The following is a 26,115-nucleotide window of genomic DNA, read 5'->3' as shown; positions in this document are numbered from 1 at the left end:
TGTAGCCCGTTCGGGCTCACGACGATGCGGTGGGGAGTCGGAAGGCAATCAGAGCCTGCCGGCGGAAACCGTCGCTCGACCGAGGAGCCCACCATGAGCAGCATCGTCGTTGTGGACGACGACTCCGACATCCGGGGTCTGCTGGAATTCAAGCTGTCCGCGGCCGGTCACACGGTGACCGCCGAGGCCGACGGCGAAGCCGGTCTGGCCGCCATCATGGACGTCCGCCCGGACGTCGTGGTGCTGGACTGGATGATGCCGCGGATGAGCGGCATCGAGGTCTGCCTCGAGCTCCGCAAGGACCCGTCGATGGCGGACACCCCGGTGCTCTTCCTGACCGCCAAGGCCCAGGAGTCGGACGTGCAGCGCGGTTTCGCCGCCGGCGGCAACGACTACGTGATCAAACCCTTCAGTCCGCGCGAGCTGTCCAGCCGGATCGACGCGCTGTTGGCTCGGACACCACGATGAGGACCGAGGCGATCCTCCTGATCGCCGCCACTCTCAACCTGGCCGTCATCATCGTTCTCTCGCTGAGCACGGCCCTGCTGAAGGCCCGGCGCGAGCGCCGGGCCCGCCGGCACGAGGAGGAGCTCGCGCTCCTGCGGCCGGTGATGATGCGGTACCTGGCGACCTGGGAGGACGGCGACGCGCACGACCTCGCGGACATGCTCATCGGGTACCGCGGCGTCACCACGTCGTTCGAGGAGCTGGTGGCCGGTCTGCTGCCGAAGCTCCGGGGCGCCGACCGGAGCATGCTGGTCGACATCCTGCGCCGGCGCGGCACCATCGAAGAGGCCCGGCAGGGAACGGCTTCCCGCCGTCCGGTGCGCCGGTACCGGGCCGTGGAGCTGCTGGGCGCGGCCGGGGTCAGCGAGGGGATCCCGGAGGCGGCCAAGCTGCTCGGCGACCGCAACACCGACGTGCGGCTCGCCGCCGTGCGGGCCCTGGGCCGGATCGGCACCGGGGAGGCGGGCGCGGCCCTGCTGGAGCACCTGGACTCGGAGGAGGGCGTCAAGCACCCGATCCCTCCGCACCCCGTGACCATGGCCCTGCTGCGCATCGGCACCGACGCCACCGAGCCGCTCATCCGGGCGCTCGAGGCGGAGTCGGTGGAGGTGCGGACCATCGCCACCGAGGTCCTCGGCGTGCTGGGCGTCTATCCCGCCGTCGCCGGACTGCAGACCCGTATGCGGGTCGACCCGAGCCTGTCGGTCCGGCTGGGCGCCACCCACGCCCTGGGCCGTCTGAGCATGCCCGGCTCGGTCGACGACCTGACCGCGATGCTGCGCACCGAGGAGGACACCGAGGTCCTCGCCGCTGTCTGCACCGCACTCGGCCGGATCGCCGACCCGGCCACGGTTCCCGAACTGGAGCAGGCGGTGGCACATCCTCACCCGACCGTCCGGGTGGCCGCCGCCATGGCCCTGGTGCCGTTCGGTGAGACCGGCCTGGACCGGCTGCGCGAGATCGCGCAGCGGGACGCCGAGGGCGGTGACGCGGCGCGGGAGGTCCTCGCGAGGAACTCGATCGCCACGGACACGACGCCGCTGATCTCCCTGTAGGAGGAGGCCCCCGTGAGAGATTTCCTCGAATCCGCGGTGATCGGATTCAACTCGTTCGTCATCATCTACTTCCTGGCGCTCAACTCGCTGTACCTGCTGATCGTGCTGATCGCCGCCCGGGCGCAGCGGCGCGCCCAGCGGATGTCGTCGGAGACGGCGCTGGAAGACCTGTTCGCCAATCCGCTGACGCCCGGTGTGTCGGTCCTCGTGCCCGCCTACAACGAGGAACCGTCGATCGTGTCGAGCGTGCACTCGATCCTCGACCTGCGGTACCCGCAGCTCGAGGTGGTGATCGTCGACGACGGTTCCACCGACGGCACTTTCGACGTGCTGCAGCAGGAGTTCGAGCTCCAGCCCAGCACCCGGGTCGCAGCCGGCGTGGTCGAGACGGTCGGCCAGGTCAACTCCGTGCACATCTCGCGGGACGGCCAGATCGTGGTCATCCGCAAGGAGAACGCCCGGCGCCGCGGTGACGCCCTGAACGTCGCCCTGGAGTACTCGCGCTATCCGCTGGTCTGCATGATCGACGCGGACTCGGTGCTGGAGAAGGACGCGCTGATGCACGTGGTGCGGCCGTTCGTCGACGACCCGGAGCACGTCGCCGCCACCGGTGGCGCCATCCGGCCGATCAACGGCTGCCCGACCGAGCGCGGCATGATCCTCGAGAAGCGTCTCCCCAAGGCCTGGGCACCCCGCATCCAGGTGGTGGAGTACCTGCGCTCGTTCCTGCTGGGCCGCGTCGGCTGGTCGGCCTTCAACGGCCTGATGATCATCTCGGGGGCGTTCGGCCTGTTCCGCCGCGACCTGGTGCAGCAGATCGGCGGCCTGACCGCGGACTCGCTGGCCGAGGACGCCGACCTGGTCAACAGCCTGCACCACCGGCTGCGCCAGGAGAAGCAGAGCTACCGGATCGTCTTCGTGCCGCACCCGGTGTGCTGGACCGAGGTGCCGGAGAACCTGAAGATCCTGAGCCGTCAGCGCCGGCGCTGGTCGCACGGCCTGCTCGAGGTGCTGTGGCGCTTCCGCGGGATGATCGCGAACCCGCGTTACGGCCGGATGGGCCTGCTGGTGCTGCCGTACTACGTGGTGTTCGAGCTGCTCACGCCGATCGTGGAGATCCTCGGCCTGATCTGCCTGCCGCTGGGCATCGCCTTCGGCATCCTGAACTGGCAGGCGGCCGTGCTCTACGCCCTGGTGGCGATCGGCTACGGCATCCTGCTCTCGGTGGTCGCGATCGTGGTCGACGACCTGTCGTACCAGACCTACCGGCGCTGGAAGGATCTCGGGATCCTGCTGGTGGCCGCGTTCCTGGAGAACTTCGGGTTCCGCCAGATGCACGCCTTCTGGCGCCTGCGAGGCCTGTGGTCGGGCATCCGCGGGTCGAACGCCGCCTGGGGTGAGATGCCCCGGGTCGGGTTCAAGGAAACCAGCGGTGCGTCGGCGAGCTGAACCAACGACGGTGGACGCGGCGGGGCACCTCGGGTGCCCGTCGCGTCTGCCGTTGTCAGGTCCGGTTACCTGCGGCGCGGGATCCGCACGGTGACCGTGCTGCCCTCACCGAGCACCGAGTCCATCCCGACACTGCCACCGTGGTTCTCGACGATCTCGCGCACCACGGCCAGGCCCAGCCCGGTGCCGGGGATCTTGTGCGCGGCGTCGCTGGCCGAGCGGAAGAAGCGGTTGAACAGCTTGGGCAGTTCCTCGGCGGACACACCGAGACCGCTGTCGACCACCGCGACCACCACCTCGTCGCCCTCGATCGATCCCCGCACCACCACGTCCCCACTCTCGTGGGAAAATTTGACGGCGTTGCTCAGCAGGTTCAGCAGCACCCGCTCGAGCTGCGAACGGTCGCCGAGGACCGGAAGTTCGCCCTCGCAGCGCAGATGCAGCGTGACGCCGGCCGCCTCGGCACTGGGCCTGAGCACCAGCAGCGCCCCCTCGGCCAGGTCGGCCAGGTCGACCTCGACGAACTCGTGGGTGAGCGTGCGCGAGTCGATCTTCGAGAGCAGCAGCAGGTCTTCGACCAGGTTGAGCAGGCGCCGGGCGTTGCGGTCGATGATGTCGAGCATCTTCGCGGTCTGGGTGTCGGACTCCTCGGCCTCGTCGAGCAGCAGCTCGGCGTACCCGCGGATACTGGTCAGCGGGGTGCGCAGCTCATGGCTCACCGAGGCGACGAATTCCGTTTTCAGCCGGTCGACCTCACGCAGCTCGGCGTTGGCCACGTCGAGCTGCTCGTTGCGGGCCTCGAGCTCGGTGCGGGCCCGGCGCAGGTCGGCCTCGACCCGCTTCTGCTCGGTGATGTCGACGAGGATCGAGCCGACCGCGAACACCGTGTCGGTGCCGTCGCGCACCGGGTACCGCACGGCGTGGAAGGTGCGCTGCTCGCCGTCGACCGTGAACAACTCCTGGCGCTGCAGGATCTCGACCCCGGCGGTGCGGATCGGGGCGGCGCTGGCCAGGGGCGGATGATCGGTGGAGAGCTGGTTGTAGAGCCGGTTGCTGACCATCGTGTTGCCGCTCAGGTTCTGCACGCTGATCGCGGCGACCGAGTTCTCGACCAGACCGAGCAGGATGTTCATGGTCTCGTCGCGGCGCTGCTCGGCCGCGCGCGCCACCCGGTCGAGCTCGCGCCGGGCCAGGGCGTGGTCGATCGCCGGGCCGAGCCTGCTCAGGCGGTCTTTCAGCAGGTAGTCGGCCGCGCCCAGGCGCAGCGAGTTCACGCAGGTGGCCTCGTCCATCGTGCCGGAGACCACGATCAGCGGAAGGTCGGGGCTCTTGGCCTGCAAGATGGCCAGCGCGTCGGGGGCCGTCATCGTGGGCAGCGTGTAGTCGCAGATCACGACCTCGGGCTCGTCGTCGAGCGCGCGCAGGAACTTGCCCGCGGTGTCGACCACGGTGGCCACCGGGTCGTAACCGGCCCGCCGGACCTCCGAGAGGATCAGCTCGGCGTCCGGCGGGAAGTCCTCAGCGACCAGCAGGCGCAGTGGTGTTGGCACGTGGGTACTCCGTCGGGGTTCGGTTCAGGGCGACCCAGTAACGTCCGACGTCCGCGATCGACCGGAAGTATTCGTCCATGTCGACGGGCTTGACGACATAGCTGTTGGCGCCGAGCGAGTAGCAGGCCAGGATGTCGCGTTCCTCGGCCGAGGACGTCAGCATCACCACCGGCACCGCGGCCAGATGAGGCGTGGAGCGGAGCTCGCGCAGCACCTCGACGCCGCTGAGCCTCGGCATCTTCACGTCGAGAAAGACCGCGCGCGGCAGGTCGTTCGGGTCTTCCCCGGCCCAGGTGCCCCGGCAGCAGAGCCGGTCGATGGCCTCGATGCCGTCGCGGGCCTCTTCGACCCGGCCCCGGAACTTGTTGCGCCGCAGCGTGTGCTGCAGCAGTTCGCGGTCTTCGGAGGAGTCGTCGACCAGCAGGATCCAGTCCTGATGCTGGGCCGCGTTCACCGCTCCCTCGCCGATAAGCGTCTGCTCACACACATTTTCATCACTCTGACCGCCCCCTCAAGCCGCCCGGCCGGCCCGCGACCGATTCCCCCACCGGCACTGTCCGGCGAGAATGCTCCCAGATGATCACAGTTCGATGACCTCAGGCGTCTGGGTGATATTGACGTCGAGCACCTTCTCACCCCGGGATGACGCCCCCAGCCACCCCCGGACGCGTGCGATGCGCACGGCCTCCTCCCGGCTGTGCACGCCGAGCTTGCGGTAGAGGTTGCGGCAGTGCGACTTGAGCGTGTTCTCGGAGACGAACAGGCCCGCGGCGATCTGGGCGTGGGTCAGGTCGGTGGTGAGCTGCTCGAGCACCACCAGCTCGCGCCGGGTCACGGCCACCGTCTCGTCACCGGCCCCGGCGTCGTCGAGGTGCGCGGCGAGTGAGCGGCGCCAGTGCGAGGCGTCGGGCGAGCGGCGCAGGGTGGTCGAGACCAGGGTGCGCAGCGAGCCCGGCAGGTCGAGGAAGACCCGCAGGTGACCGTCTGGCTCGGCCGCCACCAGGGCCTCGTTGACCAGGTCGGACGCCTGCGCGCGGCGTCCGCCGGCGAGCGCCTGGGCGGCCTCGGCCAGCATCCGGCGCAGCCGGTCTTCGGGGCCGGCGTCGGCCGGCCAGCGGGCCATCAGGGCGGTGGTGCCGGACTGGTCCTGGCGCTGCAGGGCGATGAAGAGCAGGGCCGAGGCCACGGACGGGACCAGCGGCACGGCCTCGAGCCCGGCCTGGGCCGCGGCCAGGTCGCCGTCGAGCTCGGCCAGCCGGGCCCGGGCCAGGGCGAGGCGCACGGCAAGGGCGGGCGGCAGGTGCTCGTCCCCCTCGGCCCGCAGTCGTTCCAGTTCGGCGCGGGCGGCGGGCACGTCGCCCAGGTCGAGCCGGAGCCGGGCCCGCAGCACCCGCCGGGCCTGGCCGGGGGCCGCTCCCCCGGCCGGGCCGACCACGAAATCGGTTGCGTCGTCGGTCATGAGCCGCAGTGCCGCGGGGGCGTCGCCGCGCGAGCGCAGCACCTCGGCCTCGGCCAGCGCCGCGGTCGCGAGCATCGGGTGGCCGGTCAGCCCGGCCTCGGCGGCGAGGCGGTGCGCGCGGTCGGCCAGGCGCTGGGCGCTGGAGAGCTCCCCGGCCCAGGCCGAGACCAGGGCCTCCACCCCGATTTCGGTGAGCAGCAGGTAGCGCGGCCGGCCCGGGGTCTCGCGGGCGGCGGCCAGGCGCCGGGCGACCGAGCCCTGGTCGCCCGCGAATCCGGCGGCCTGGGCGGCGAGCACGTTCAGGGCGGCATCGTTGTCAGGCAGGCCGAAGAAGCCGGGAAGGACTGCGCCGTAGGCATTTTCCGAACGTCCGGCGAGTCCGGCGATGAGCGCGTTCACGGCCGGCCACCAGCTGACGCCCGGGGAGACCGCCAGCGTCTCGGCGGCGAGGAGGTGGTCACCGGCGATGGCCGCGGCGAAGGCGATCAGGGCGCGGTGCTCCGGGTCGCCCGACCACGACGGCTCCGGCAGGGCGGTGACGACGCGATGCAGGTGGGCCGGCTCCCAGCCCCGGAACCCCCGGGGCGCAGCCTGTCTCAGCTGCTCGAGCACCTTCGGTGCGGCTCCGGCCGCCAGCAGGAGGTCGGCGGCGAGCGGGCCCCGGCCGAGGGCGGCGACGGTCTCACCGGCGCGGAGCAGGTTCTCGGCGTCACCGGCCCCTCGCCGGGACAGCCGGTGCCGGGCCGCCGCCGTGACCAGGGGGTGGTAGACCTGCCGGGCCACGACGTCCGGCGCGGTCTGCGGCCAGACGTCGGAGGTCAGGCCCCACCGGCGGGCCTCGTCGAGCAGTGGGGCCGGACTGGCGCCGGGAGCCAGGGCGGCGCAGAGCTCGGGGTCGAGGTCGGCGCCGGGGAGCAGGCTGGTGCGCAGCACGAAATCGCCGAGCTCGTCGGGAAGGTCGCCGAGCAGGAGATCCGCGGTCAGATGGGCGAGCACGTGCCCCTCGGCCGACAGCGGGGCGGCGGTGCGGGCCAGCGCCAGCACCCCCGCGGGCCACCCACCGGTGGCGAGGTGGAGGCGGTGGGCGACCGACGCGTTCACCATCAGGCCGGTCAGGGCGGCCACCTGCTCGGGCACCCGCTCGGCGGGCCACCACAGGTCGGCGCCCCGCACCTCGGCGAGCCGGCCGGCCAGGCGCACCGCGAGCGCCGGGGGCAGCACCTCGCCACGCCCCAGGAGCACCAGGCGACGCCCGGCCCCGGGAACGGCCTCGATCACGCCGGCCAGCTGGCCGGGCGTCAGCACCTGGGCGTTCTCGATCACGACGAACGCGTCGTGCGGGCGCCCCGTCTCGGCGAGCGAGTCACCGGGAGCCGGTGAGATCCAGCTCCAGGCAGCGCCGGAGCGCCGCAGCCACTGCCGCACCAGGCGCGCGCGACCGGAGCCGGGAGGAGCGGCCACCACCAGCACGTCTCGCTCGGGCCGGACCTCAGGCAGGCGCAGCACAGCGTCACGGAACCACCAGCCATCGGCCCGGTCGTCCGGCACTGCGCCGTCGTCGTGGCGCCACACTCTCGGCACGTCCACCCCCACCCCACAAAACGTAGCAGGATGATGACAAAGAGTGACTGAACTTCAGGACGTGCCGCATTCCCGAACTACCGAAAGGATGCTCTCGACCATGATCACGCCCGAGGCGAAGGAAGATCTGATGCCTGAAGCTCTTTACAGCGCGACGTCGACGGCGTGGGGCGGCCGGGAGGGCCGGGCCGCCTCCACCGACGGACGCGTCGACGTGTCGCTCTCGATGCCCGCCGGCCTGGGCGGCGACGACGGCCCGGGCACCAACCCGGAGCAGCTCTTCGCCACCGGTTACGCGGCCTGCTTCCACAGTGCCCTCAAGGGGGCGGCACGACAGCAGAAGGTCGACATCAGCGACTCGGCCGTGTCCGTGACGATCAGCCTGCTCGGCAGCCGGGAGAGCGGGCTCGACCTGGCCGCCCGCATCGAGGCGCAGATCGGCGGGGTCGACGCCGAGACCGCGCAGCGGCTGCTCGAGCAGGCCCACCAGATGTGCCCGTACTCGCGGGCCACACGCGGCAACATCAGCCAGGAAGTGCTGCTCGTGGGCGGGGATCCGGACTGATCGCGCCGGTCGGGGCGGACCGGGCATGATCACGGCCGAAGTTCTTGAGCACGTGTCGGGGAGAAGTGCATGATCACGAAAGACGTCCAGGTACGGCGGGCCGCGCGCGTCATCCTGACCGATCCGGACGGGCGGGTGCTGCTCTTCGAGGGCAACGACCCGGGCGCACCGGAGAAGGGGCGCTGGTGGGTCACCCCCGGCGGCGGGGCCGACGCCGGGGAGACCCTCGCGCAGACCGCGGCCCGGGAACTGTTCGAGGAGACCGGCTTCGTGGTCACCGGGGACCTCGGCGCGGTGGTGCTCGAGCGCCGCATCGAATTCGTGTTCATGAACCGCCCGTACGAGCAGCACGAGGTGTTCTTCCGCGCCGTTCTGGGCGAGAGCGTGACCGGCACCGACCTCGACCGCAGCGGCTGGACCGAGATCGAGAAGGACACGATGACCGACGCCCGGTGGTGGACCGCCGACGAACTGCGCGCCACCACCGAGACGGTCTACCCGGCCGGTCTGGCCGACCTGCTCTAACCCACCGGCAGCAGGCCGCGCCGCTCCAGCAGGGGCTCCAGCCGGGGCGGGCGGCCGAGCACCTTCTCCACGGCGGCCATCGGATCCACCGCACCACCCCGGGAGAGCACGTGATCACGGAACCGGCGGCCCAGAGCGCGGTCGAGACCACCGCCCGCGAGGAACCACTCCACCGTGTCGGCGTCGAGCACCTCGCTCCAGAGGTAGGAGTAGTAGCCGGCGCTGTAGTCGCTGCCGAAGATGTGCTCGAAGTAGGTGGTGCCGTAGCGGGGCGGCACGGTGGGCAGGTCCAGCCCGTGACCGGCCAGCACCTGCTGCTCGAACGCGTCCACCTGCTCCGGCGTGATCTGCGGGGCGGAGGCCGGGCGCTGGTGCCAGGCCTGGTCGAGCAGGCAGGCGGCGAGCATCTCGACCGTCTGCTGCCCCTGCCCGTGCGACTGGGCGGACAGCACCGCGTCGAGCGTGTCGGCCGGCAGCGCCTCGCCGGTCTCGTGGTGCCGGGCGTAGCGGCGCAGCAGTTCCGGCTGCCAGGCCCACATCTCGTTGACCTGCGAGGGGAACTCCACGCAGTCACGCGGCACCTCGGTGCCCGAGAGCGTCGGGTAGCGCACGTCCGAGAGCAGCCCGTGCAGCACGTGCCCGAACTCGTGGAACGTGGTGCGCACCTCGTCGAGCGTCAGCAGCGTCGGCGACCCCTGCGGCGGTCGCCCCAGGTTGAGGTTGATGACGGTCACCGGGGCCTGCGAGAGCAGGTGCGACTGGTCGGCGAACGCGTTCATCCAGGCCCCACCGCGCTTGGAGTCGCGGGTGTACCAGTCGGTGAGCACCAGCCCGACCCCGGCGCCGGCCTCGTCGAACACCTCGTACACGTCCACGTCGTCGGCGTAGGCGTGCAGGTCGTCGCGCTTGACGAAGTGCAGGCCGTAGAGGCCGCCGGCGGCCGCGAACACGCCCTCCCGCAGCACCGAGTTCAGCTCGAAGTAGGGCCGCAGCACGCTCGCGTCGCGGGAGAACCGTTCCTGCGCGACCAGTTCCGAGTAGTACGCCCAGTCCCAGGGCTGCAGGTCGCCCTCGACGCCGTCGGCGTGCAGGCGCCGCGTCAGCTCCTCCTGCTCCTGCCGGGCGTTCTCCACGGCCGGCCCGACCAGGCCGGTGAGCAGCTGCATGACCTGGTCGACGGTCTTCGCGGTCTGGTCGGCGACCACGTAGGCGGCGTGGTTCTCGAAGCCGAGCAGCTCCGCCCGCTGCGCCCGCAGGGTCACCAGCCGGGTCAGCGTGGCCCGGGTGTCGTAGGCGTTGTCCCGGCGGCCGCGCGAGACCGAGGCCAGGTGCAGCCCCTGGCGCACCTGGCGGTCTTTCAGCGCGGCCAGGGCGGGCTGGCCGGTGGGCAGGATCAGCGTGAGCAGGTAACCGCGCAGCCCCCGGCCCTGGGCCGCGGCCCTGGCGGCGGCGATCGCGTCGGCCGGCAGACCCTCGAGCCGGGACACGTCGTCGAGGTGCACGGCCAGGTCGTTGGTGTCGGACCGCAGGTCTTCGCGGAAGGTCGCCGCCAGCTGCGCCAGGTCCTGGTTGACGGCCCGCAGCCGCTCCTGGTCGCCGGGCGAGAGAGCGGCACCGGCCCGCACCATGTCGTCGTGGTGGCGCATGAGCAGGCGCCGGGTCTCCTCGTCGGCGATCTCGTCGCGCCGGGCGTACAGCTCGCTGATCTTCGCGAACAGCCCGGCGTCCATGACGATCCGGTCGCGGTGGGCGGCCAGCAGCGGGTTCACCTCGGCCTCGATCTCGCGCAGGCCGTCGGTGATCGAGGAGCTCACCAGGTTGACGAAGACCCGGGACACCCGGCTCAGCAGCGCTCCCGAGGCCTCCAGCGGATCGAGCACCGAGGCCGGTGTGACCGGCGTCGCGTCGTCGACGATCGCCCGCACCTCACGAAGCTGCTCGGCCATGCCGACACGGAACGCGGGAAGGTAGTGCTCCTCACGGATGCGCCGGAACGGTGGCAGACCGTAGGGAAGATCACTGGCCTGCGCGAACGGATTCGCCGGATCGAGGGAACTCATCGGTGTCACGAACGTTGCCTCTCTTGAAAATCCTGGAGAACACAAGCTTGCTCAGCAGTGGGGCCGGAGGTACAAACATCTGATGACCCAGACCTCCCTGCGCCCAGGCACCCGGCCCGCCGGGGAGTCGAAATGGCTCGATCTGCCCGACGGCCCGGTGCACTACGTCGATCATGGCGGACCCGACGGGGCCCCGCTGGCCGTGCTCGTGCACGGTCTCGGCGGTTCGCACGCGAACTGGGCCGCGCTGGCCCCCCTGCTCACCCACCGGCTGCGCGTCGTCGCCGTCGACCTGGCCGGGTTCGGCCTGACCACCGCGGGCCCCCGGCCGGCCAGCGTCAGCGCGAACGCCGATCTGCTGCACCGTTTCGTGCGGCAGCTGTCGCTCGACCCGGTGATCCTGGTCGGCAACTCGATGGGCGGCATGATCAGCTCGCTGGTCGCCGCCGAGCACCCGGAGGCCGTGCGTCACCTGGCCCTCGTCGACCCGGTGCTGCCCCTCACCGCGGCGCTGCCCGACCACATGCTCGTCGCCACCGGCCTGGAGGGGATGCTCCCCCTGCGCGTCCGCATGGCCCTGGCCCGCCGCCGCGGCCCGGTCCCGCGCAACCGGCAGGCGATGACGATGATCACCCTGTGCTGCGACGACCCCGAGAAGGTCACCGACGAGGTGGTCGACGTGCACCTCGCCCTGGCCGCGCGCCGGGGCTTCGTCGAGGAGACCGCCCGCGACTACAAGGCGGCCGCCAGCTCGATCGTGTTCACCGTCGCCCGCCGGCGCCGCTACGCCCGGCTGCTGCACTCGATCCAGACCCCGGTGCTGCTGCTGCACGGCACGAAAGACCGCCTGGTGCCGTTCCGGGTGGCCCGGGTCGCCGCCGCGGCCAACCCGAACTGGACCTTCCACCCGGCCACCGGTGTCGGGCACGTGCCGATGCTCGAGGCGCCGCTCTGGACGTCGCAGCGCATTCTGGAGTGGATCCAACCGGCGTGAGGACGCGGTGAGCACCCCCGCGGGGGTGCTCACCGCGTCCTCGATCGGCTTCTCAGACGTGGGCCGGCTCGTTCACCGCGGCCGTGATCTCGGCCAGCACCCGCTCGGTGTCCTCGTGCGGCACCTGACAGGTGCCCGCGGCGTGGTGCCCACCGCCGCCGTAACGCAGCATCAGCTGGCCGATGTCGACGGGCGAGGTGCGGTCGAGGATCGACTTTCCCACCGCCAGAACGGTGTTGCGGCCCTGCTTGCCCATGATCACGTGCACCGAGACCCGGCACTGCGGGAACAGCGCGTAGATCATGAAACGGTTGCCGGCGTGGATGATCTCCTCGTCACGCAGGTCGACCACCACCAGATCACCCCGGACGGTCGAAACCCGCTGCAACTGGGCCACGAACAGCTCGGACTGCTCCTGGAACAACGTCACCCGCTCGGCCACGTCGGGCTCGGTCAGGATGTCGGCGACCGAGGCCTCGTTCAGCACGCTGTCGATGAGCTGCATCATCAACTGGTAGTTGGAGATCCGGAAGTCACGGAAGCGCCCCAGGCCGGTGCGGCTGTCCATGAGGAAGTTCAGCAGCGCCCAGCCCTGCGGCTCGAGGATGTCGCCGAGGGCGTAGTCGGCCGAGTCGGCCTGGTCGACGGCCCGCATCAGCTCGTCCGAGACCATCGGGAACGCCTTCGCGCCGCCGTAGTGGTCGAACACCACGCGGGCCGCGGACGGCGCCTCCTCGACGATCACGTGGTTCTTCGGGGTGCCGCCCACCCGCAGCGTCTCGCTGTGGTGGTGGTCGAACACCAGGTGCGCCTGCGCGGCGTAGGGCAGGTTGGTCAGGATGTCCTGATCGGTGACCTCGACCAGCCCGTCCTGCACGTCTTTCGGGTGCACGAAGGTGATCTCGTCGATCATGTCGAGTGCGCGCAGCAGCACCGCGCAGACGAGACCGTCGAAGTCGCTTCGTGTGACCAGACGGAACTTTCCTGACGACATGTCCGTGTCCTCCCCGGCGTTCCGGACGGGCCTGAACGCCCTGTCAGGTGCCTCGACGCCGGGGCGGGCACGGCCGATCCCCTAACCGGGTGAGCCGGGCCCCCGGCGCGAGATCCGGTTCATCGCCTCGACGAAAGCCTCACCGCGGTGCCGGTAGTCGCGGAACCGGCCGAAACTGGGCGCGGCGGGCGACAGCAGCACCACGCCGTTGGGCCGGGCCCAGGCGTAACCCTCCTCCACCGCCTCGTCGAGGTCGGCGGTCTCCTTCACCGTGGCGTGCGGACCGCATCCGGTCTGGTTCAGCTCGGACGCGATGCGCGGGCCGTTGTCGGGCGTGGTCAGCACCAGCACCTCGGACTCACGCTCACGCAGCCCCTCGGCCAGCGGCCGGTAGTCGATGCCCCGGTCCTGGCCACCGACGATGAGCGCCACCCGGCGCCCCTCGAAGGCCTCGACCGCGGCCAGCGTCGGCAGCACGTTGGTGGACAGCCCGTCGTCGACGAAACTCACCTGGTCGATCATGCCGACCTGCTGCAGACGGCTCTCCAGACCGGCGAAACCCGCTGCGGCACGGGCCAGCTCGTCTTCGTCGTCGGCCTGCTTCACGCCCAGCTTCTGCAGCATGGTGCGGGCGATCGCGGCGTTGCGACGGTTGTGCACGCCGAGCAGGCCGAGCTCGTCGATCCATTTCTCTTCGCCCTGCACCGCGGTGACCCACTCGATCCGGGGTCCCAGAAGAGCGGCGCGGTCACGGATCTCGGCACTGTCGCCGTTCGCCACGGTCCACCGCGCCCCCGGCCGCCCGGCCAGGCTGAGCTTGTCGCGGTAGTACGTCTCCAGCTCGTTGCGGTGCCAGGGCAGGTGGTCGGGGTTGAGCGAGGTCACGCCGACCACGTGCGGCGCACTGAGGATGTCGGTGGCCTGGTAGCTCGACACCTCGATCACCCAGAAGTCCTGCGCCGGACCGCCGACGGCCGGGTCGAGCGCCGGGTCGAAGGGCGGGACGCCGATGTTGCCGCCGACCAGCGTGCGGTAGCCCAGGCCCTTGAGCAGGTGCCCGGTGATCGCGGCCGTGGTGCTCTTGCCCTTGGTGCCGGTGATCAGCACGACCTTGTCAGGGTCGGCGCCCTCCACCCACAGGCCCAGCCCGCCGACGACCCGCACGCCCTGGTCTTCGAGGGCGGTGACCTGGTCGGCGTAGCGGCTGATACCCGGTGACTTGATCACGATCTCGCAGACCGAGAGCGCGTCGAAACCGCCCTCGGCCGTGGCCAGGACCTTGCGGCCCTCGACCCCGCCGGCCGGCGGGTTGTCGTCGACCAGCAGCGGCTCGATGCCGCGGGCCTGGCAGGCGCGCAGGCTGGCCTCACCCTCGCGGCCCAGACCGTAGATGCCGATGCGGTGACCGTCGAGGTCGTCCCAGGACAGAGCGTCACTCATGAGCGTTCCGCAGGATCTCGGGCTGATAGCGCTCGGGCACGAAGTGCCGGCTCATCGGCTTCAGCAGTTCCTCGGGGGCCGGGTCGCCGTAACCCCCCGCGGCCAGGGCCAGCGTCTGCAGGATCTGGTCGCCGGCCCGGTCGGGACGGGCCGCGGCCGCCCGCGCGGCGACCCGGCTCTCGCTGACGTCGCCCACGCACTCCCAGGGCTTGGCGTCGGGCACGAAACCCAGCAGCCGGCGGAAGGTCTCGAGCAGCTCGGGCTTCTGCAGGGGCTCACCGGCGACCCGGAAGATGCGCTGCAGGTCTTCCTTGCTCACGAACGGGGCCAGCACCAGGTCGATGAAGGCGCACTTGTCGCAGACGCCGCACCAGTGGTCGAACCGCTTGGTGGTGTCGATCAGGAAGGCCTTGTTGCAGCTGCGGAAATGGTCGAAGTACTGCGGCTGTTCGGCGAACCGGGCCGCGATCCAGACCTCGCTGAGCGCGCGCAGCAGCGAGAAGTACTGCAGGCCGTCGCCCAGGGCCCCGGCCAGCACGTCACGGAAACCGGCCTCGAACGTCTCGCTCTTGGAGAACTGGTGGTTCACCGGGCGGCCGTTGTCGTGGAGCGTGGCCGAGGAGGCCGACCACTCGTTGGACAGCACCACCGCATCGCGGCCCTCGAGCACCGCGGCGAGCACGGTGATGGCCGAGATGATGCCGGTGACCGGCACGTGGCCGTTGAGGAAGCCCAGTTCCCGCGAGCGCAGGATGGTCGGGTCGATCGAGCGCTCGGCGCGCACCACCGGCCAGCCGGTGACCTTGGCCGGCTCCTCGATGGCGTCGAACTCGTCACCGGGGCGGGTGACCACGAAGAGCGCCGCGTCCTGCGTGTGCGGGCGGATCTGCTCGACGCTGACGATGGAGTCGACGCCGCCGCCGAACGGGACCAGGGGGCTGTTCTGGCGGGGCCGGTACTGCGCGCTGTGCGTTCTCTCGAGGATCTCGGTCTCGAACTCCAGGTCCTGGAGGCTGATCCCGTTGCGGTAGGCGAACTCGCCCAGGCCGTCCTGGTAGAAGCTCTTCAGGAAGGCGAGTTCGGTCTCGGTGAGCGCGGTTTCACCGAGGTCGACCACCGGCGGGGCACCGGCCTTGTAGTACGAGACGCCGGTGAGCAGGAACAGGATGCGCGCGGCCTCGGTGACGGCGGGAGTGGTCCAGTCACCGCCGCCGGGGAAGCTGACGACCTCGGAGAACTCGGTGTCGTCGAGCCGGTAGCGGCAGACGACGCGGTTCGCCGCGGGCTCGATGTCGAAACCCACGTAGGTGAAACGCGCCGCGCGCTGCGGCTCCTTGCGCTCGTCGGCGGGCGTCGCCGGAGGTGTGCTCATCGGGGATCCTGATTCTCGGGAGACTGCGGAGCTTTCAGTTGGACCAGGGCCGCGAACCGGCCCGTCGGGCCCTGCGAGCGATGGCTGAAGAACGGGGTGCCCGGGCCGGTGTCCAGGCCCGCGAGCTCGATCGCGTCCGGCCGCACGCCGGCCTCGGTGAGCTGAATGATGTTGGCGGTCCAGAGGTCGAACAGCCAGCGGCCGGTGCCGTCGGGACGGATGACGTCGCCGGCTCGATCTCCGAGAGCCTCGACCGCCTTGACGTGCACGTCGTCGCCGACCTGGTAGCGGTCGGGGGCGATGGAGGGGCCGATGCCGACGAGCAGGTCGTTCGGGTCGGTGCCCTGCTTCTGGAGCTCGAGCACGGTGGCGGTGGTGACCCCGGCGACGGTGCCGGGCCAGCCCGCGTGCACGGCGGCGGCCACCCGGCGCACCGGGTCGAACAGCACCAGCGGCACGCAGTCGGCGACCATGATGACCAGCACCGGGTCGGTCTCGGCGGTGATCAGGGCGTCGGCCTCGATGCCCTGCTGGCCGGGCTCGGTGACCGTGGCCACCTCACGCCCGTGCACCTGCCTGGCGAAGACCAGATCGTGCGGAGCCGCGCCGAACGCGCGGGCGGCCCGCTCGCGGTTGACCCGCACGGCTTCCGGGTCGTCGTCGACGTGCAGGCCGAGATTCAGCGAGGCGTAGCGCCCGGCACTCACGCCGCCGTCACGGGTGGTCACCGCCGCCCGCACACCGTGACCGTCAAAGATCGACCACGTCAGCAGAGGGATGTCCGTCGCGGTTCGGGCAATCATGATTGCGCCACTCTACTGTCGTCGGCCTGATCCTTTCTTAGGACTCGGGCCGAATCACGCCTTTCAGGACTCTGGGTACACGAGACCGATCTGGTCGCGGACCTCGTCGAGGATGCCCATGATCGAGATGGTCTCGTCGAGCGGCATGACCTCACTCTCCAGCTCACCGGCGCGGATGCGCTCCACCGCCTCGGTGACCATGAAGTGCATGCCCTTGGCCCGGCCCTCGACCAGCCCGGGCACCGGCTCGAACTTCTCGGTGCTGCCGTCGCTCTTCGTGAGCGTGAGGGTGGTGGTGGAGGTGTACCACTGGCGGTCCAGCTCGATGCGGCCCTCGGTGCCCGCGATCCACGCCTTCATCGGGGTGGCCACGGTGGCGCTGCACAGGATCACCGCGTGCGCGCCGTTGCCGTAGGTGAGCACGGCCGAGGTGGTGCCGTCGACGCCGGTGAAGGCGGGCGTGGCGGCGGCCCGCACGGTCTGCGGGGCGCCGAGCACCATCGAGGCGAACGAGAACGGGTAGATGCCGAGGTCGAGCAGGGCGCCGCCGCCGAGCTCGAACGAGAACAGCCGGTGCTCGGGGTTCTGCTCGAAGCGCATGCCCTGGTCGGCGCCCATGGCCAGCACGTCGCCGATCGCGCCGGCGGCGAGCAGCTCACGCAGGTGCACCATGTGCGGCAGGAAGCGGGTCCACATCGCCTCCATGCAGAAGACCCCGGCCGTGCGCGCGGCGTCGGCCACGGTGCGGGCCTCGACCGCGTCCATCGTGAACGGCTTCTCCACCAGCACGTGCTTGCCCGCGGCGATCGCCAGCAGGGCGTGCTCGGCGTGGAACGGGTGCGGGCTGGCCACGTAGACCGCGTCCACCGACGGGTCGGAGACCAGGTCCTGGTAGCTGCCGTGACTGGCCGGAACGCCCCAGGTGGCAGCGAACTCGGCGGCCTTCGCCGCCGACCGCGAGCCGACGGCGGACACTGCCGTGTCGTCCAGCTTGGCCGTGTCGGCCGCGAACCGCGAGGCGATTCCCCCGGTGCCGATGATCCCCCAGCGAAGCACTTCGGTCATGAATGCACACCCTAGAGGTAACACCGGAAGATGTCGGGTCGGGGCGACCGGTGGTCTGCGGCGCCCCGACCCGACGGGTCGTCAGGCCCCGAACGTCCAGTCGGTGATCTGGCGGTACTCCTGGCCCGGGCGCAGCACGATCGACGGGAAGTCGGGCTGGTTCGGGGCGTCCGGGTAGTTCTGCGTCTCCAGGCACAGTCCCGCGGAGGCGCCGTAGACGACGCCACCCTTGCCGGTGTCGGAGCCGTCGAGCTGGCTGCCGGTGTAGACCTGGATGGCCGGCTCGGTGGTGGTGACGGTCAGGGTGCGGCCGCTGGGTTCATGGGTCAGGAGAGCGGCGAAGTGCAGGCCCTCGTCGTCGTGACCGTGCCCGTGGCCATGACCCGCTTCGGTCTCTTCGGAGGAGTCCAGCACCAGGTTGTGGTCGAGGTTCAGGAAGTCCAGGGGCTGGGCCGTGCGCAGGTCCATCGGCGTGCCGACCACGTGCGCGACCTCGCCGGAGGGCAGCAGGGCCGGGTCGACCGGGGTGTAGTGGCCCGACGCGACGCGCAGGGTGTGCCCGTCGATCGAGGGCTTGCCGCTGACGCCGCCCAGGTTGAAGTACGCGTGCTGGGTCAGGTTCACCACCGTCGGCGCGCTGGTGGTCGCCGCGTAGCGGATGCGGAACGTGCCACCGGGCAGGAGCAGGTAGTCGACCGACACGGTCAGCTCACCCGGGTAGCCCTGGTCACCGTCCGGGCTGACCAGCGACAGGCGCAGACCGCCGTCGATCTCGGTGGCGGTCCAGACCCGGCGGTTGAAGCCGTCGACGCCGCCGTGCAGCGAGTTCGGCCCCTCGTTGGCCGTGATCTCGTACTCGGTGCCGTCGAGGCTGAACCGCGAGCCCGCCAGGCGGTTGGCGACGCGGCCGATCAGCGCGCTGATGAAGGCCTTCGTGCCCTCGTAGCCGGCGATGTCGTCGAAGCCGAGCACCACGTCCACCCGCTCCTCGGTCCCCGCTCCCGAGGGCACCTCCAGCGACTGGATGTTGCCCCCGTACGTCAGCACGCTCACGCGCAGCGTGCCGTCGTCAAGGGTCCAGCGTTCCACCGGCTCGCCGGCCGCGGTGACGCCGAAGGCGGATCGTTCGTACGTGATGTCAGTAGAGGTCACGGGCTCACTCTATTGAGGGCACGAAAATGGTGGACGACATGGTCGCCCACCATTTTCGGGTCACCTCAGTCGACCGAGTCGACCGGCTGGGCGAACTGCGCGGCGTAGAGCCGGGCGTACGCCCCCTGGGCGGCGAGCAGGGTCTCGTGGTCGCCCTGCTCGACGATGCTGCCCGACTCCATCACCAGGATGACGTCGGCGTCGCGGATCGTCGAGAGCCGGTGCGCGATCACGAAACTGGTGCGCCCCTGACGCAGCGAACCCATCGCCTGCTGGATGAGCACCTCGGTGCGGGTGTCCACCGAGCTGGTCGCCTCGTCGAGAATCAGGATCTGCGGCCTGGCCAGGAACGCCCGGGCGATCGTGATGAGCTGCCGCTCCCCCGCGCTGACGTCGGAGCCCTCGTCGTCGAGCACCGTGTCGTAGCCGTCGGGCAGCGTGCGCACGAACGTGTCGACGTGCGTGGCCTGCGCCGCCGCCACGATCTCGTCGTGCGTGACCTCGTCGGCGCCGTAGGCGATGTTGTCGGCGATGCTGCCGCCGAACAGCCACGCGTCCTGCAGCACCATGCCGAACTGCTCTCGCAGGTCGTCGCGGGTCATCCGGGCGGTGTCGACGCCGTCGAGCCGGATCTGCCCGCCCCTCAGCTCGTAGAACCGCATGAGCAGGTTGACCAGGGTGGTCTTGCCCGCCCCGGTCGGCCCGACGACGGCCACGGTCTGGCCCGGCTCGACCCGCAGCGACAGGTTCTCGATGAGCGGCCGGTCTTCGACGTAGCGGAAGCTGACGTCGTCGAACTCGACCAGCCCGCGCACCGTTTCGGGGTGCTCGGCCGGGCTCGCGTCGGGCGCCTGCTCCCTGGCGTCGAGCAGCGCGAAGATCCGCTCGGCGGAGGCGATCGACGACTGCAGCAGGTTGGCCATGCTCGCCACCTGCGTGAGCGGCTGGCCGAACTGCCGGCTGTAGGTGATGAACGCGGTGACCTCACCGATCGAGAGGTGACCGTTGGCCACCCGCACGCCACCGACGACCGCGACCAGCACGTAGTTGATGTTGCTGATGAACATCATCGACGGCTGGATCAGGCCGGAGATGAACTGCGAGCGGAAGGTGGCCTGGAACAGCGCGTCGTTGTGCTCGTCGAAGGTGCGCTGCGCCTCGTCCTGCCGGCCGAACACGGTGACCAGCGAGTGCCCGGTGTACATCTCCTCGATGTGCCCGTTCAGCCGGCCGGTGCTCCCCCACTGCTTCACGAAGTTCGGCTGCGCCCGCTTGCCGATGAGCCCGGTGACCGCGATCGAGACCGGCACGGTGACCAGCGCGATCAGGGCCAGCAGGGGCGAGATCCAGAACATCATCGCCAGCACACCGACGATCGTGAGCAGGCTGGTGACGAGCTGGCTGAAGGTCTGCTGCATCGACTGCTGCAGGTTGTCGATGTCGTTGGTGACCCGGCTGAGCACCTCACCGCGGGGCTGCTGGTCGAAGTAGCTCAGCGGCAGGCGCGACAGCTTGGCCTGGGTCTCTTCCCGCAGCGTGAAGATCGCCCGCTGCACCAGCGTGGCGACCAGTCGGCCCTGGAACAGCGCCAGCACGAACGCGGCCAGGTAGACACCCAGCACCTGCACGACCAGGTTGCCGACGCGGCCGAAGTCGATGCCGGCGGCCGGGTCGATCACCCCGTCGAAGATCGCGTCGGTGGCGTCGCCGAGGAGCTTGGGCCCGATCACGCTGCAGACGACCGAGCCGACGCCCAGGACCATCGCGCCGATCAGCAGGTTCCGCTGCGGTTTTAGGCGCCGCATCAGGCGTTTCGCGGAGCCGGTGAAGTCGAGGGCCTTCTCGGTGGAGGCCCCGGCCATGAACCGGCCCGGCCCTCCGGCGGGGGCGCCGCTCGGCCCCGGACCGCGCGCCGGGGCCTTCTCCTTCTCGGTGGTCTCCGTGCTCACGCCACCGCCTCCTTCTCGGTCAGCTGCGACAGCACGATCTCGCGGTAGGTCTCGTTGCGGGCCATCAGGTCACGGTGCTTGCCGGTGCCCACCACCCGCCCCGCGTCGAGCACGATGATCTGGTCGGCGTTTCGGATGGTGCTGACCCGCTGGGCCACGATCACCACGGTCGCGTTCTGCGTCTCGCCGGCCAGCGCCGCGCGCAGGGCCGCGTCGGTGGCGTAGTCGAGGGCCGAGAACGAGTCGTCGAACAGGTAGATCTCGGGCCGCCGCACCAGGGCCCGGGCGATCGAGAGCCGTTGCCGCTGACCACCCGAGACGTTGGTGCCGCCCTGGGCGATCGGGGCGTCGAGCCCCTCCGGCAGCTTGCTCACGAAGTCCTTGGCCTGGGCGATCTCGAGGGCGTGCCAGAGCTCGTCGTCGGTGGCCTCGGGGCGGCCGTAACGCAGGTTGGTGGCCACGGTGCCGCTGAACAGGTAGGGCTTCTGCGGCACCAGGGCCACCGCCTCGGACAGCCTGCGAGGGTCGAGGTCGCGCACGCTCACACCGTCGACCAGCACCTCGCCGGCGGTCGCGTCGAACAGCCGGGGCACCAGGTTGAGGAGGGTGGTCTTGCCACTGCCGGTGCTGCCGATGATCGCCGTGGTCTGGCCCGGAAGCGCGCTCAGGTTCAGCCCTTCCACCACCGACCGCTCGGCGCCCGGGTAGTGGAACGCCACGTCACGCAGCTCCAGCCGGCCGTGCAGAGCCCCGGTCTCCTTCGGGTGTGAAGGTGGCACCACGCTGGTCTCGGTGTCGAGCACGGCCTCGATGCGCTCGGCCGAGACCTCGGCGCGGGGCACCATCATGAACATGAAGGTCGCCATCATCACCGCGAGCAGGATCTGCATCAGGTAGCTGAGGAACGCGGTGAGCTCACCGACCTCGAGCTGACCGGCCTCGATGCGGTGACCGCCCCACCAGAGCACGGCCACGCTGGACAGGTTGAGCACCAGCATCACGGTGGGGAACATCAGGGCCAGCAGGCGCCCGATGGCCAGCGAGACGTCGAACAGGTCGGTGTTGGCCCGCTCGAACCGCTGACGCTCACGGTCGTCGCGCACGAACGCGCGGATCACCCGGATACCGGCGATCTGCTCGCGCAGCACCTGGTTGATGCGGTCGAGACGCTCCTGCGTCTGCCGGAACAGCGGGCGCATGCGCACGATGATCATGCCGATCAGCACACCGAGCACCGGCACCGCGACGGCCACCGTGCCGGACAGCGGCACGTCGAGCCGCAGCGCCAGCACGATGCCCCCGATGCACATGATCGGGGCCGACACCATGAAGGTCAGCGTCATCAGGACCAGCATCTGGACCTGCTGCACGTCGTTGGTGGTGCGGGTGATGAGCGACGGGGTGCCGAACTGGCCGATCTCGCGGGCGGAGAACGACTGCACCCGCTGGAAGAGAGCGCCCCGGACGTCACGGCCGAGCGAGGCCGCGGTGTGGGCACCGAAGTAGACGGCGGCGCCGAGCGCCACGATCTGGATCAGGCTGACACCGAGCATGAAGGCACCGACCTCGAGGATGTAGCCGGTGTCGCCGGTGACTACGCCCTTGTCGATGATGTCGGCGTTGAGCGTAGGGAGATAGAGCGTGGCTACGGTCTGAACCAACTGGAACAGAACGACCCAGCCGAGGGCGGGTGTGTAGGGGCGCAGACGTGCGCGAAGTAATTTGACGAGCACGCAGACACAGTACTCCCCTCGAAACCATGCCGCGAGAGATTTAAAATGTCAAGAGCTACAAGCAGATTCGACCGCTGAGCGGCATCGGGGGCGGTAAAATGAAGGTGGGACGACGTGGGCACCGATGCGTCCCGGCTCACCTGACCGCTCGGTCACCAGGGCTCCCGCCCCACCCGCCACTTCGGTGAGCGTCGCACCGAAGGCGACCGGCGCGTCCGCCATCGGCCTGGGTGAGCGACCCACCCGTGGCGACCGGCGCGTCCGCCATCGGCCTGGGTGAGCGACCCACCCGAGGCGACCGGCGCGTCCGCCGTCAGCCCCGGTCTCGGCACGCCGCACACCGGTCCGGAAACACGGCAGCGGGCGCGGCCCGAAGGCCACACCCGCTGCCAGCATCTGGCCGCCTGCTCCTCGCGTTACTCCTCGCGGGCGTTGATCGCCGAGATGATCAGCTCGCAGACCTCGCGCACCGCACCCGAACCACCGCTCTTGCTGAGCGTGAGGCGCGACGCGTCCTTGACGACCTGGTGCGCGTTCGACACCGCGATCGGCCAGCCGACCATGCGCAGGCAGCCCAGGTCGTTGACGTCGTTGCCGACGTAGGCCACGCGCTCGGGGTCGAGCCCCTCGGCGGCCAGCCACTCCTTGAGGGCCTGGGCCTTGTCGGACGAACCGTGGATCACCGGGATCTGCAGCTTGGCGCCGCGGGCGGCCACCACCTTGTTGACCTCGGTGGAGAGGATCAGCATGTTCAGGCCGGCCTGCCGGGCGAGCTTGATCCCCATGCCGTCCTCACGGCTCAGGCGAACGCTCTCGGCACCGTCTTCGGTGAGGTAGAGACGGTCGTCGGTGTGCACACCGTCGAAGTCCATCACCAGGGTGTCGACGTCGATCTTGGGCAGGCCGTCGATGCGCTCCTGCTCCTCGAGCACCGCCGCGCGCAGCCGGGCGATGTGGAGGTCGTCGGGGGTGTCGATCTCCATCGCGTGGTCGTCGCTGACGCGCTGCGCGACCAGGGTGCCGAAGAACCGCCGGCCGTGACGCCGCAGACCGTCGGTGCGCATCGCGTAAAACGCGCCCGTCTCACGGAATTCGGTGTCGCGGTCCTGCCGGCGGGGGCGGAAGCTGGGGTCGTGGTTGATGCCGATCAGGCCGTCCGGCCCGTACTTCCAGAGGAACGCGTGACTCTCGACCGCTGAGAAGGCGCAGTCGGCCTCTCCCGAGAGCACCCGGCCGATGGCCGCGTCGAGATCCGCCGGGTCCATGAACGGGCTCGTGCACTGCACCAGCACCGTCACCTCGGGGGCCTCGCCGTCGCCCTGGATCTCGGTGATCGCGTGCAGCACGGCCGATTCCGAGGACGCGGTGTTGCCGGAGATGGCGGCGGGGCGCACGACCACGGTGGCCCCGGCCCGGCGGGCCTCTTCCTGGATGCCGGCGTGGTCGGAGCTGACGACCACCTCGTCGATCAGCTGCGACTTGCGGCAGGCGGTGACGGCACGCATCAGCAGGCTGCGGCCCCCGACCGGCTCGAGGTTCTTGAGCTTGACGCCCTGCGACCCCCCTCGGGCGGGGATGACAGCGACAACGCGGGGACGGGTCTGGGCAGGTGGTGCGTCACTCACGAGGGATCCTCGGGACTAGCTGGGATGGGGGCCTAGCAGCATGTCCGGCGATTTTCAGGCACACCACTACCGGCCAGGCCCTCCGGCGGGCCTACCCATGAGAATACCGCCGACGCAGGTTGTTCCCGGCCGCTCAGTGCGACGAATGCTGTGGAATCTCAAGGAAATCCGACTCGTCGTCGGGCACCAGGTGCTGACGTGCGGCTTCGGGGGTCTCCGGCATCCACCAGTCGCGCGGGACCGCGAACTCCTGAATCCGGGCCTGGGGCGCGATCAGTCGCAACGTGGTGACGGCGGTGCTCGGCAGCGACATCACCCGGTGTGCCTCGGTCATGCCGCGCAGGCTGATCTCGACCGGCACCTCGCCGTGCACCATGGTGATGCCCGGGTAGTTGGTGAGCGGGCTCAGCGTCGACGCGTTCTCGCGGCGGTGCGCCCGGTAGACCACCGGGCCCCGGTCGGCCAGCCCGCGGATCCAGGACAGATAGGGCGCGGCCTTGATCAACCGGTTCGCCACCATCGAGGTGCCCAGCACGATCGTCTTCTCGACGCCGGGCTGACCGGACTCACCACCCGGCAGCGAGCGCAGCCAGGCGAAGTCGTTGGGCTCGACCGGCAGGCCGATGGCGGCGGCCTCGCGCAGTACCCGATCGGGCAGCGGCAACGAGGTGATGACGCGCACCCGGCCCTGGCTGATCATGCGGCGGATGCGGGCCTTGGCCATGCGGGCGAGCACGTTGCGGTGAGCGGTCTGCCGCACGTGCGGGCGCACCAGGGGGATCTCGGGGTCGAGCAGCGCGTCCATGACGCGGCGGGTGGAACGGCCGTCGTCGAGAAGGACGAGACGGCGGGGCGGCCCCTGCACCAGGAGGCGGTGGACGGCCCCGGAGAAGGCGTCGCCGACGGCGAGGTCGTCGCCGCCGCGACGCGGTGCCCCGGAGGGGAGCCGGACGGCTGCCCCCTCGGGGAGCCCGAGGCGGGTGACCTCCGCGACCGCCGTCACCAGCGGCTCGACGTCCTTACGGGGAAGGACGTCGAGCCGACGGCCGAGCCGGCCCGCGGCGTGCGCCTCCAGTGCTCCGAGGAGCTGGAAGGGCGACTCCACCCAGGCCTGCACGGTGCCGGTTGTTCCGGCGACGTCGGTCACGGTGTGATTATCCCAGCCTCAGGGGGTTCAGCCGACGCGACGCAGACGCGCCTTCGGCTTGAGCTCACCCTCGAAGACGCGCTTCACGCCGTCACCCAGGGCCTCTTCGATGATCCGGATGTCGCGGACCAGGTGACGCAGGCCGTTCGGCTCCAGCGAGGCGGAGTGGTCCGAGCCCCACATGGTGCGGTCGAGCGTGATGTGACGCTCGACCGTGACGGCACCGAGGGCGACGGCGGCGAGGCTGATCTGCAGACCGGTCTCGTGGCCGGAGTAACCGACCGGCACACCGTAACGCTCGCGCAGCGTGTTGATCGTGCGCAGGTTGGCCTCGTGGGCCGGCATCGGGTACGTCGAGGTCGCGTGCATCATCACGAGCTTCTCGGTGCCGAGGGTCTCCACGGCCTTGTCGATCTCCTCGAGGGTGGACATACCCGTCGAGAGGATGACCGGCTTGCCGGTGTTCTTCATCGCCGTGAGCAGGTCGATGTCCGTGACCGAGGCGGAGGCGACCTTGAAGGTGACCACGTCGAACTTGTTCGCCAGGAACTCGACCGAGGGCACGTCCCACGGCGAGGCGAACCAGTGCATGCCGAGCTTCGAGCAGTAGTTGTCGATCTCGGTGTACTGCTCCTCCTCGAACTCAACGCGGTAGCGGTAGTCGAGGTAGCTCATGGTGCCCCACGGGGTCTCACGCTGGACGTCGCGCATGTCCTTGGGCGTGGAGATCTCCGGCGTGCGCTTCTGGAACTTCACAGCGTCGCAACCGGCCTCGTGGGCGATGTCGATCAGCTGCTTGGCGATCGCCACGTCACCGTTGTGGTTCAGACCGATCTCGGCGATGACGTACACCGGCTGGCCGGGGCCGACCAGCTTGCCGCCGATCTCCACCGGCGCGATCGTCTTGTTGGGTCCAGCAGTCATTGTTGCTCCTTCAAGCCTGAGGGCCCTCTAGTCTCCGGCGGATTGCCCCGGAGTGATCCCAAGTGTGTGGGACATCGGCAGGATTCGGACAGCCCCTCGTCGGCCACGATCCCGGAGAGCGAGAGTTTAGGTTACGGATCCCGTCAACAAGCTGTGTGAACAACGG

21 protein-coding genes are annotated in these 26,115 nt (G+C 70.3%); 6 read left to right on the top strand and 15 right to left on the bottom strand.

Annotated elements, in window-relative coordinates:
• Positions 1-93: 93 nt before the first annotated feature.
• Genes J2S57_RS13075 through J2S57_RS13065 form a run of 3 tightly spaced genes read left to right on the top strand, consistent with a single transcriptional unit; the run spans position 94 to position 3,011 of the window.
• Positions 94-468: a response regulator transcription factor gene (locus J2S57_RS13075; protein ID WP_307242133.1), complete on the top strand. Its 375-nt coding sequence runs from the start codon at positions 94-96 to the stop codon at positions 466-468.
• Complete coding sequence (locus tag J2S57_RS13070) at positions 465-1,562, top strand: HEAT repeat domain-containing protein (protein ID WP_307242131.1); 1,098 nt, start codon at positions 465-467, stop codon at positions 1,560-1,562. Before J2S57_RS13075 ends, J2S57_RS13070 begins: the two co-directional genes overlap by 4 nt.
• 12 nt (positions 1,563-1,574) lie before the next feature.
• A complete protein-coding gene (locus tag J2S57_RS13065; RefSeq protein WP_307242128.1) occupies positions 1,575-3,011 on the top strand; it encodes a glycosyltransferase family 2 protein in 1,437 nt (478 codons plus the stop codon).
• Between the two features lie 65 nt (positions 3,012-3,076).
• Here J2S57_RS13065 and J2S57_RS13060 read toward each other — a convergent pair whose 3' ends face one another.
• From J2S57_RS13060 to J2S57_RS13050, 3 genes are all read right to left on the bottom strand, one after another.
• Positions 3,077-4,561, bottom strand: coding sequence for an ATP-binding response regulator (locus J2S57_RS13060; protein ID WP_307242125.1), 1,485 nt, complete (start codon positions 4,559-4,561; stop codon positions 3,077-3,079).
• Complete coding sequence (locus J2S57_RS13055) at positions 4,530-5,015, bottom strand: response regulator (protein WP_307242122.1); 486 nt, start codon at positions 5,013-5,015, stop codon at positions 4,530-4,532. The genes J2S57_RS13060 and J2S57_RS13055 overlap by 32 nt, the downstream gene beginning before the upstream one ends.
• A 126-nt stretch (positions 5,016-5,141) precedes the next feature.
• Positions 5,142-7,613: a LuxR C-terminal-related transcriptional regulator gene (locus J2S57_RS13050; protein ID WP_307242119.1), complete on the bottom strand. Its 2,472-nt coding sequence runs from the start codon at positions 7,611-7,613 to the stop codon at positions 5,142-5,144.
• 118 nt (positions 7,614-7,731) lie between these two features.
• On the opposite strand from J2S57_RS13050, the gene J2S57_RS13045 reads away from it, so the two are divergent.
• Together J2S57_RS13045 and J2S57_RS13040 are read left to right on the top strand one after the other, a co-directional pair.
• Entirely contained in the window at positions 7,732-8,166 is a 435-nt protein-coding gene (locus tag J2S57_RS13045; RefSeq protein ID WP_307242117.1) for an organic hydroperoxide resistance protein, read from the top strand.
• Positions 8,167-8,235: 69 nt separating this feature from the next.
• Positions 8,236-8,691, top strand: coding sequence for an NUDIX hydrolase (locus J2S57_RS13040; RefSeq protein WP_307242115.1), 456 nt, complete (start codon positions 8,236-8,238; stop codon positions 8,689-8,691).
• Here the strand turns inward: J2S57_RS13040 and J2S57_RS13035 are convergent.
• A complete protein-coding gene (locus J2S57_RS13035; RefSeq protein ID WP_307242113.1) occupies positions 8,688-10,751 on the bottom strand; it encodes a M3 family metallopeptidase in 2,064 nt (687 codons plus the stop codon). The two genes, J2S57_RS13040 and J2S57_RS13035, sit on opposite strands and share 4 nt — an antisense overlap.
• Before the next feature lie 82 nt (positions 10,752-10,833).
• On the opposite strand from J2S57_RS13035, the gene J2S57_RS13030 reads away from it, so the two are divergent.
• Complete coding sequence (locus tag J2S57_RS13030) at positions 10,834-11,745, top strand: alpha/beta fold hydrolase (protein WP_307242111.1); 912 nt, start codon at positions 10,834-10,836, stop codon at positions 11,743-11,745.
• Between the two features lie 52 nt (positions 11,746-11,797).
• On the opposite strand, the gene J2S57_RS13025 is transcribed toward J2S57_RS13030, so the two are convergent.
• The 11 genes from J2S57_RS13025 to J2S57_RS12975 all read right to left on the bottom strand — a co-directional run bounded on the left by J2S57_RS13025 (position 11,798) and on the right by J2S57_RS12975 (position 25,949).
• A complete protein-coding gene (locus J2S57_RS13025; protein WP_307242108.1) occupies positions 11,798-12,739 on the bottom strand; it encodes an exopolyphosphatase in 942 nt (313 codons plus the stop codon).
• 81 nt (positions 12,740-12,820) lie between these two features.
• Complete coding sequence (gene murD, locus J2S57_RS13020; protein WP_307242106.1) at positions 12,821-14,179, bottom strand: UDP-N-acetylmuramoyl-L-alanine--D-glutamate ligase; 1,359 nt, start codon at positions 14,177-14,179, stop codon at positions 12,821-12,823.
• The gene (locus J2S57_RS13015; protein WP_307242104.1) at positions 14,172-15,551 is read right to left on the bottom strand and encodes a MurL-like N-terminal domain-containing; all 1,380 of its coding nucleotides are present in this window, start codon (positions 15,549-15,551) and stop codon (positions 14,172-14,174) included. Before J2S57_RS13015 ends, murD begins: the two co-directional genes overlap by 8 nt.
• The gene (gene pgeF / locus J2S57_RS13010) at positions 15,548-16,354 is read right to left on the bottom strand and encodes a peptidoglycan editing factor PgeF (protein ID WP_307242100.1); all 807 of its coding nucleotides are present in this window, start codon (positions 16,352-16,354) and stop codon (positions 15,548-15,550) included. The genes J2S57_RS13015 and pgeF overlap by 4 nt, the downstream gene beginning before the upstream one ends.
• A gap of 63 nt (positions 16,355-16,417) precedes the next feature.
• Positions 16,418-17,419, bottom strand: coding sequence for a Gfo/Idh/MocA family protein (locus J2S57_RS13005; protein ID WP_307242098.1), 1,002 nt, complete (start codon positions 17,417-17,419; stop codon positions 16,418-16,420).
• Positions 17,420-17,500: 81 nt separating this feature from the next.
• Positions 17,501-18,571: an aldose epimerase family protein gene (locus tag J2S57_RS13000; protein WP_307242096.1), complete on the bottom strand. Its 1,071-nt coding sequence runs from the start codon at positions 18,569-18,571 to the stop codon at positions 17,501-17,503.
• Between the two features lie 65 nt (positions 18,572-18,636).
• Positions 18,637-20,433: an ABC transporter ATP-binding protein gene (locus J2S57_RS12995; protein WP_370882636.1), complete on the bottom strand. Its 1,797-nt coding sequence runs from the start codon at positions 20,431-20,433 to the stop codon at positions 18,637-18,639.
• Between the two features lie 83 nt (positions 20,434-20,516).
• Complete coding sequence (locus J2S57_RS12990) at positions 20,517-22,253, bottom strand: ABC transporter ATP-binding protein (RefSeq protein WP_307242091.1); 1,737 nt, start codon at positions 22,251-22,253, stop codon at positions 20,517-20,519.
• A 416-nt stretch (positions 22,254-22,669) separates the two neighbouring features.
• Positions 22,670-23,878: an acylneuraminate cytidylyltransferase gene (locus J2S57_RS12985; RefSeq protein ID WP_307242089.1), complete on the bottom strand. Its 1,209-nt coding sequence runs from the start codon at positions 23,876-23,878 to the stop codon at positions 22,670-22,672.
• A gap of 133 nt (positions 23,879-24,011) precedes the next feature.
• A complete protein-coding gene (locus J2S57_RS12980; RefSeq protein ID WP_307242087.1) occupies positions 24,012-25,025 on the bottom strand; it encodes a hypothetical protein in 1,014 nt (337 codons plus the stop codon).
• 27 nt (positions 25,026-25,052) lie between these two features.
• Entirely contained in the window at positions 25,053-25,949 is an 897-nt protein-coding gene (locus tag J2S57_RS12975) for an N-acetylneuraminate synthase family protein (protein ID WP_307242085.1), read from the bottom strand.
• Positions 25,950-26,115 lie beyond the last annotated feature (166 nt).

Origin of the sequence: Kineosporia succinea, assembly GCF_030811555.1 — a bacterium.
GTDB classification, from domain to species: Bacteria; Actinomycetota; Actinomycetes; order Actinomycetales; family Kineosporiaceae; genus Kineosporia; species Kineosporia succinea.
This window is presented reverse-complemented; position numbering and strand designations above follow the sequence as displayed.

What these genes read in the sequence shown, in the direction of transcription:
- J2S57_RS13075 (WP_307242133.1), top strand. Translation starts at nt 94, where the DNA reads ATGAGCAGCATCGTCGTTGTGGACGACGACTCCGACATCCGGGGTCTG.
- J2S57_RS13070 (WP_307242131.1), top strand. Translation starts at nt 465, where the DNA reads ATGAGGACCGAGGCGATCCTCCTGATCGCCGCCACTCTCAACCTGGCC.
- J2S57_RS13045 (WP_307242117.1), top strand. Translation starts at nt 7,732, where the DNA reads ATGCCTGAAGCTCTTTACAGCGCGACGTCGACGGCGTGGGGCGGCCGG.
- J2S57_RS13040 (WP_307242115.1), top strand. Translation starts at nt 8,236, where the DNA reads ATGATCACGAAAGACGTCCAGGTACGGCGGGCCGCGCGCGTCATCCTG.
- J2S57_RS13035 (WP_307242113.1), bottom strand. Translation starts at nt 10,751, where the DNA reads ATGAGTTCCCTCGATCCGGCGAATCCGTTCGCGCAGGCCAGTGATCTT.
- J2S57_RS13030 (WP_307242111.1), top strand. Translation starts at nt 10,834, where the DNA reads ATGACCCAGACCTCCCTGCGCCCAGGCACCCGGCCCGCCGGGGAGTCG.
- J2S57_RS13025 (WP_307242108.1), bottom strand. Translation starts at nt 12,739, where the DNA reads ATGTCGTCAGGAAAGTTCCGTCTGGTCACACGAAGCGACTTCGACGGT.
- murD (WP_307242106.1), bottom strand. Translation starts at nt 14,179, where the DNA reads ATGAGTGACGCTCTGTCCTGGGACGACCTCGACGGTCACCGCATCGGC.
- J2S57_RS13015 (WP_307242104.1), bottom strand. Translation starts at nt 15,551, where the DNA reads ATGAGCACACCTCCGGCGACGCCCGCCGACGAGCGCAAGGAGCCGCAG.
- pgeF (WP_307242100.1), bottom strand. Translation starts at nt 16,354, where the DNA reads ATGATTGCCCGAACCGCGACGGACATCCCTCTGCTGACGTGGTCGATC.
- J2S57_RS13005 (WP_307242098.1), bottom strand. Translation starts at nt 17,419, where the DNA reads ATGACCGAAGTGCTTCGCTGGGGGATCATCGGCACCGGGGGAATCGCC.
- J2S57_RS12995 (WP_370882636.1), bottom strand. Translation starts at nt 20,433, where the DNA reads ATGGCCGGGGCCTCCACCGAGAAGGCCCTCGACTTCACCGGCTCCGCG.
- J2S57_RS12975 (WP_307242085.1), bottom strand. Translation starts at nt 25,949, where the DNA reads ATGACTGCTGGACCCAACAAGACGATCGCGCCGGTGGAGATCGGCGGC.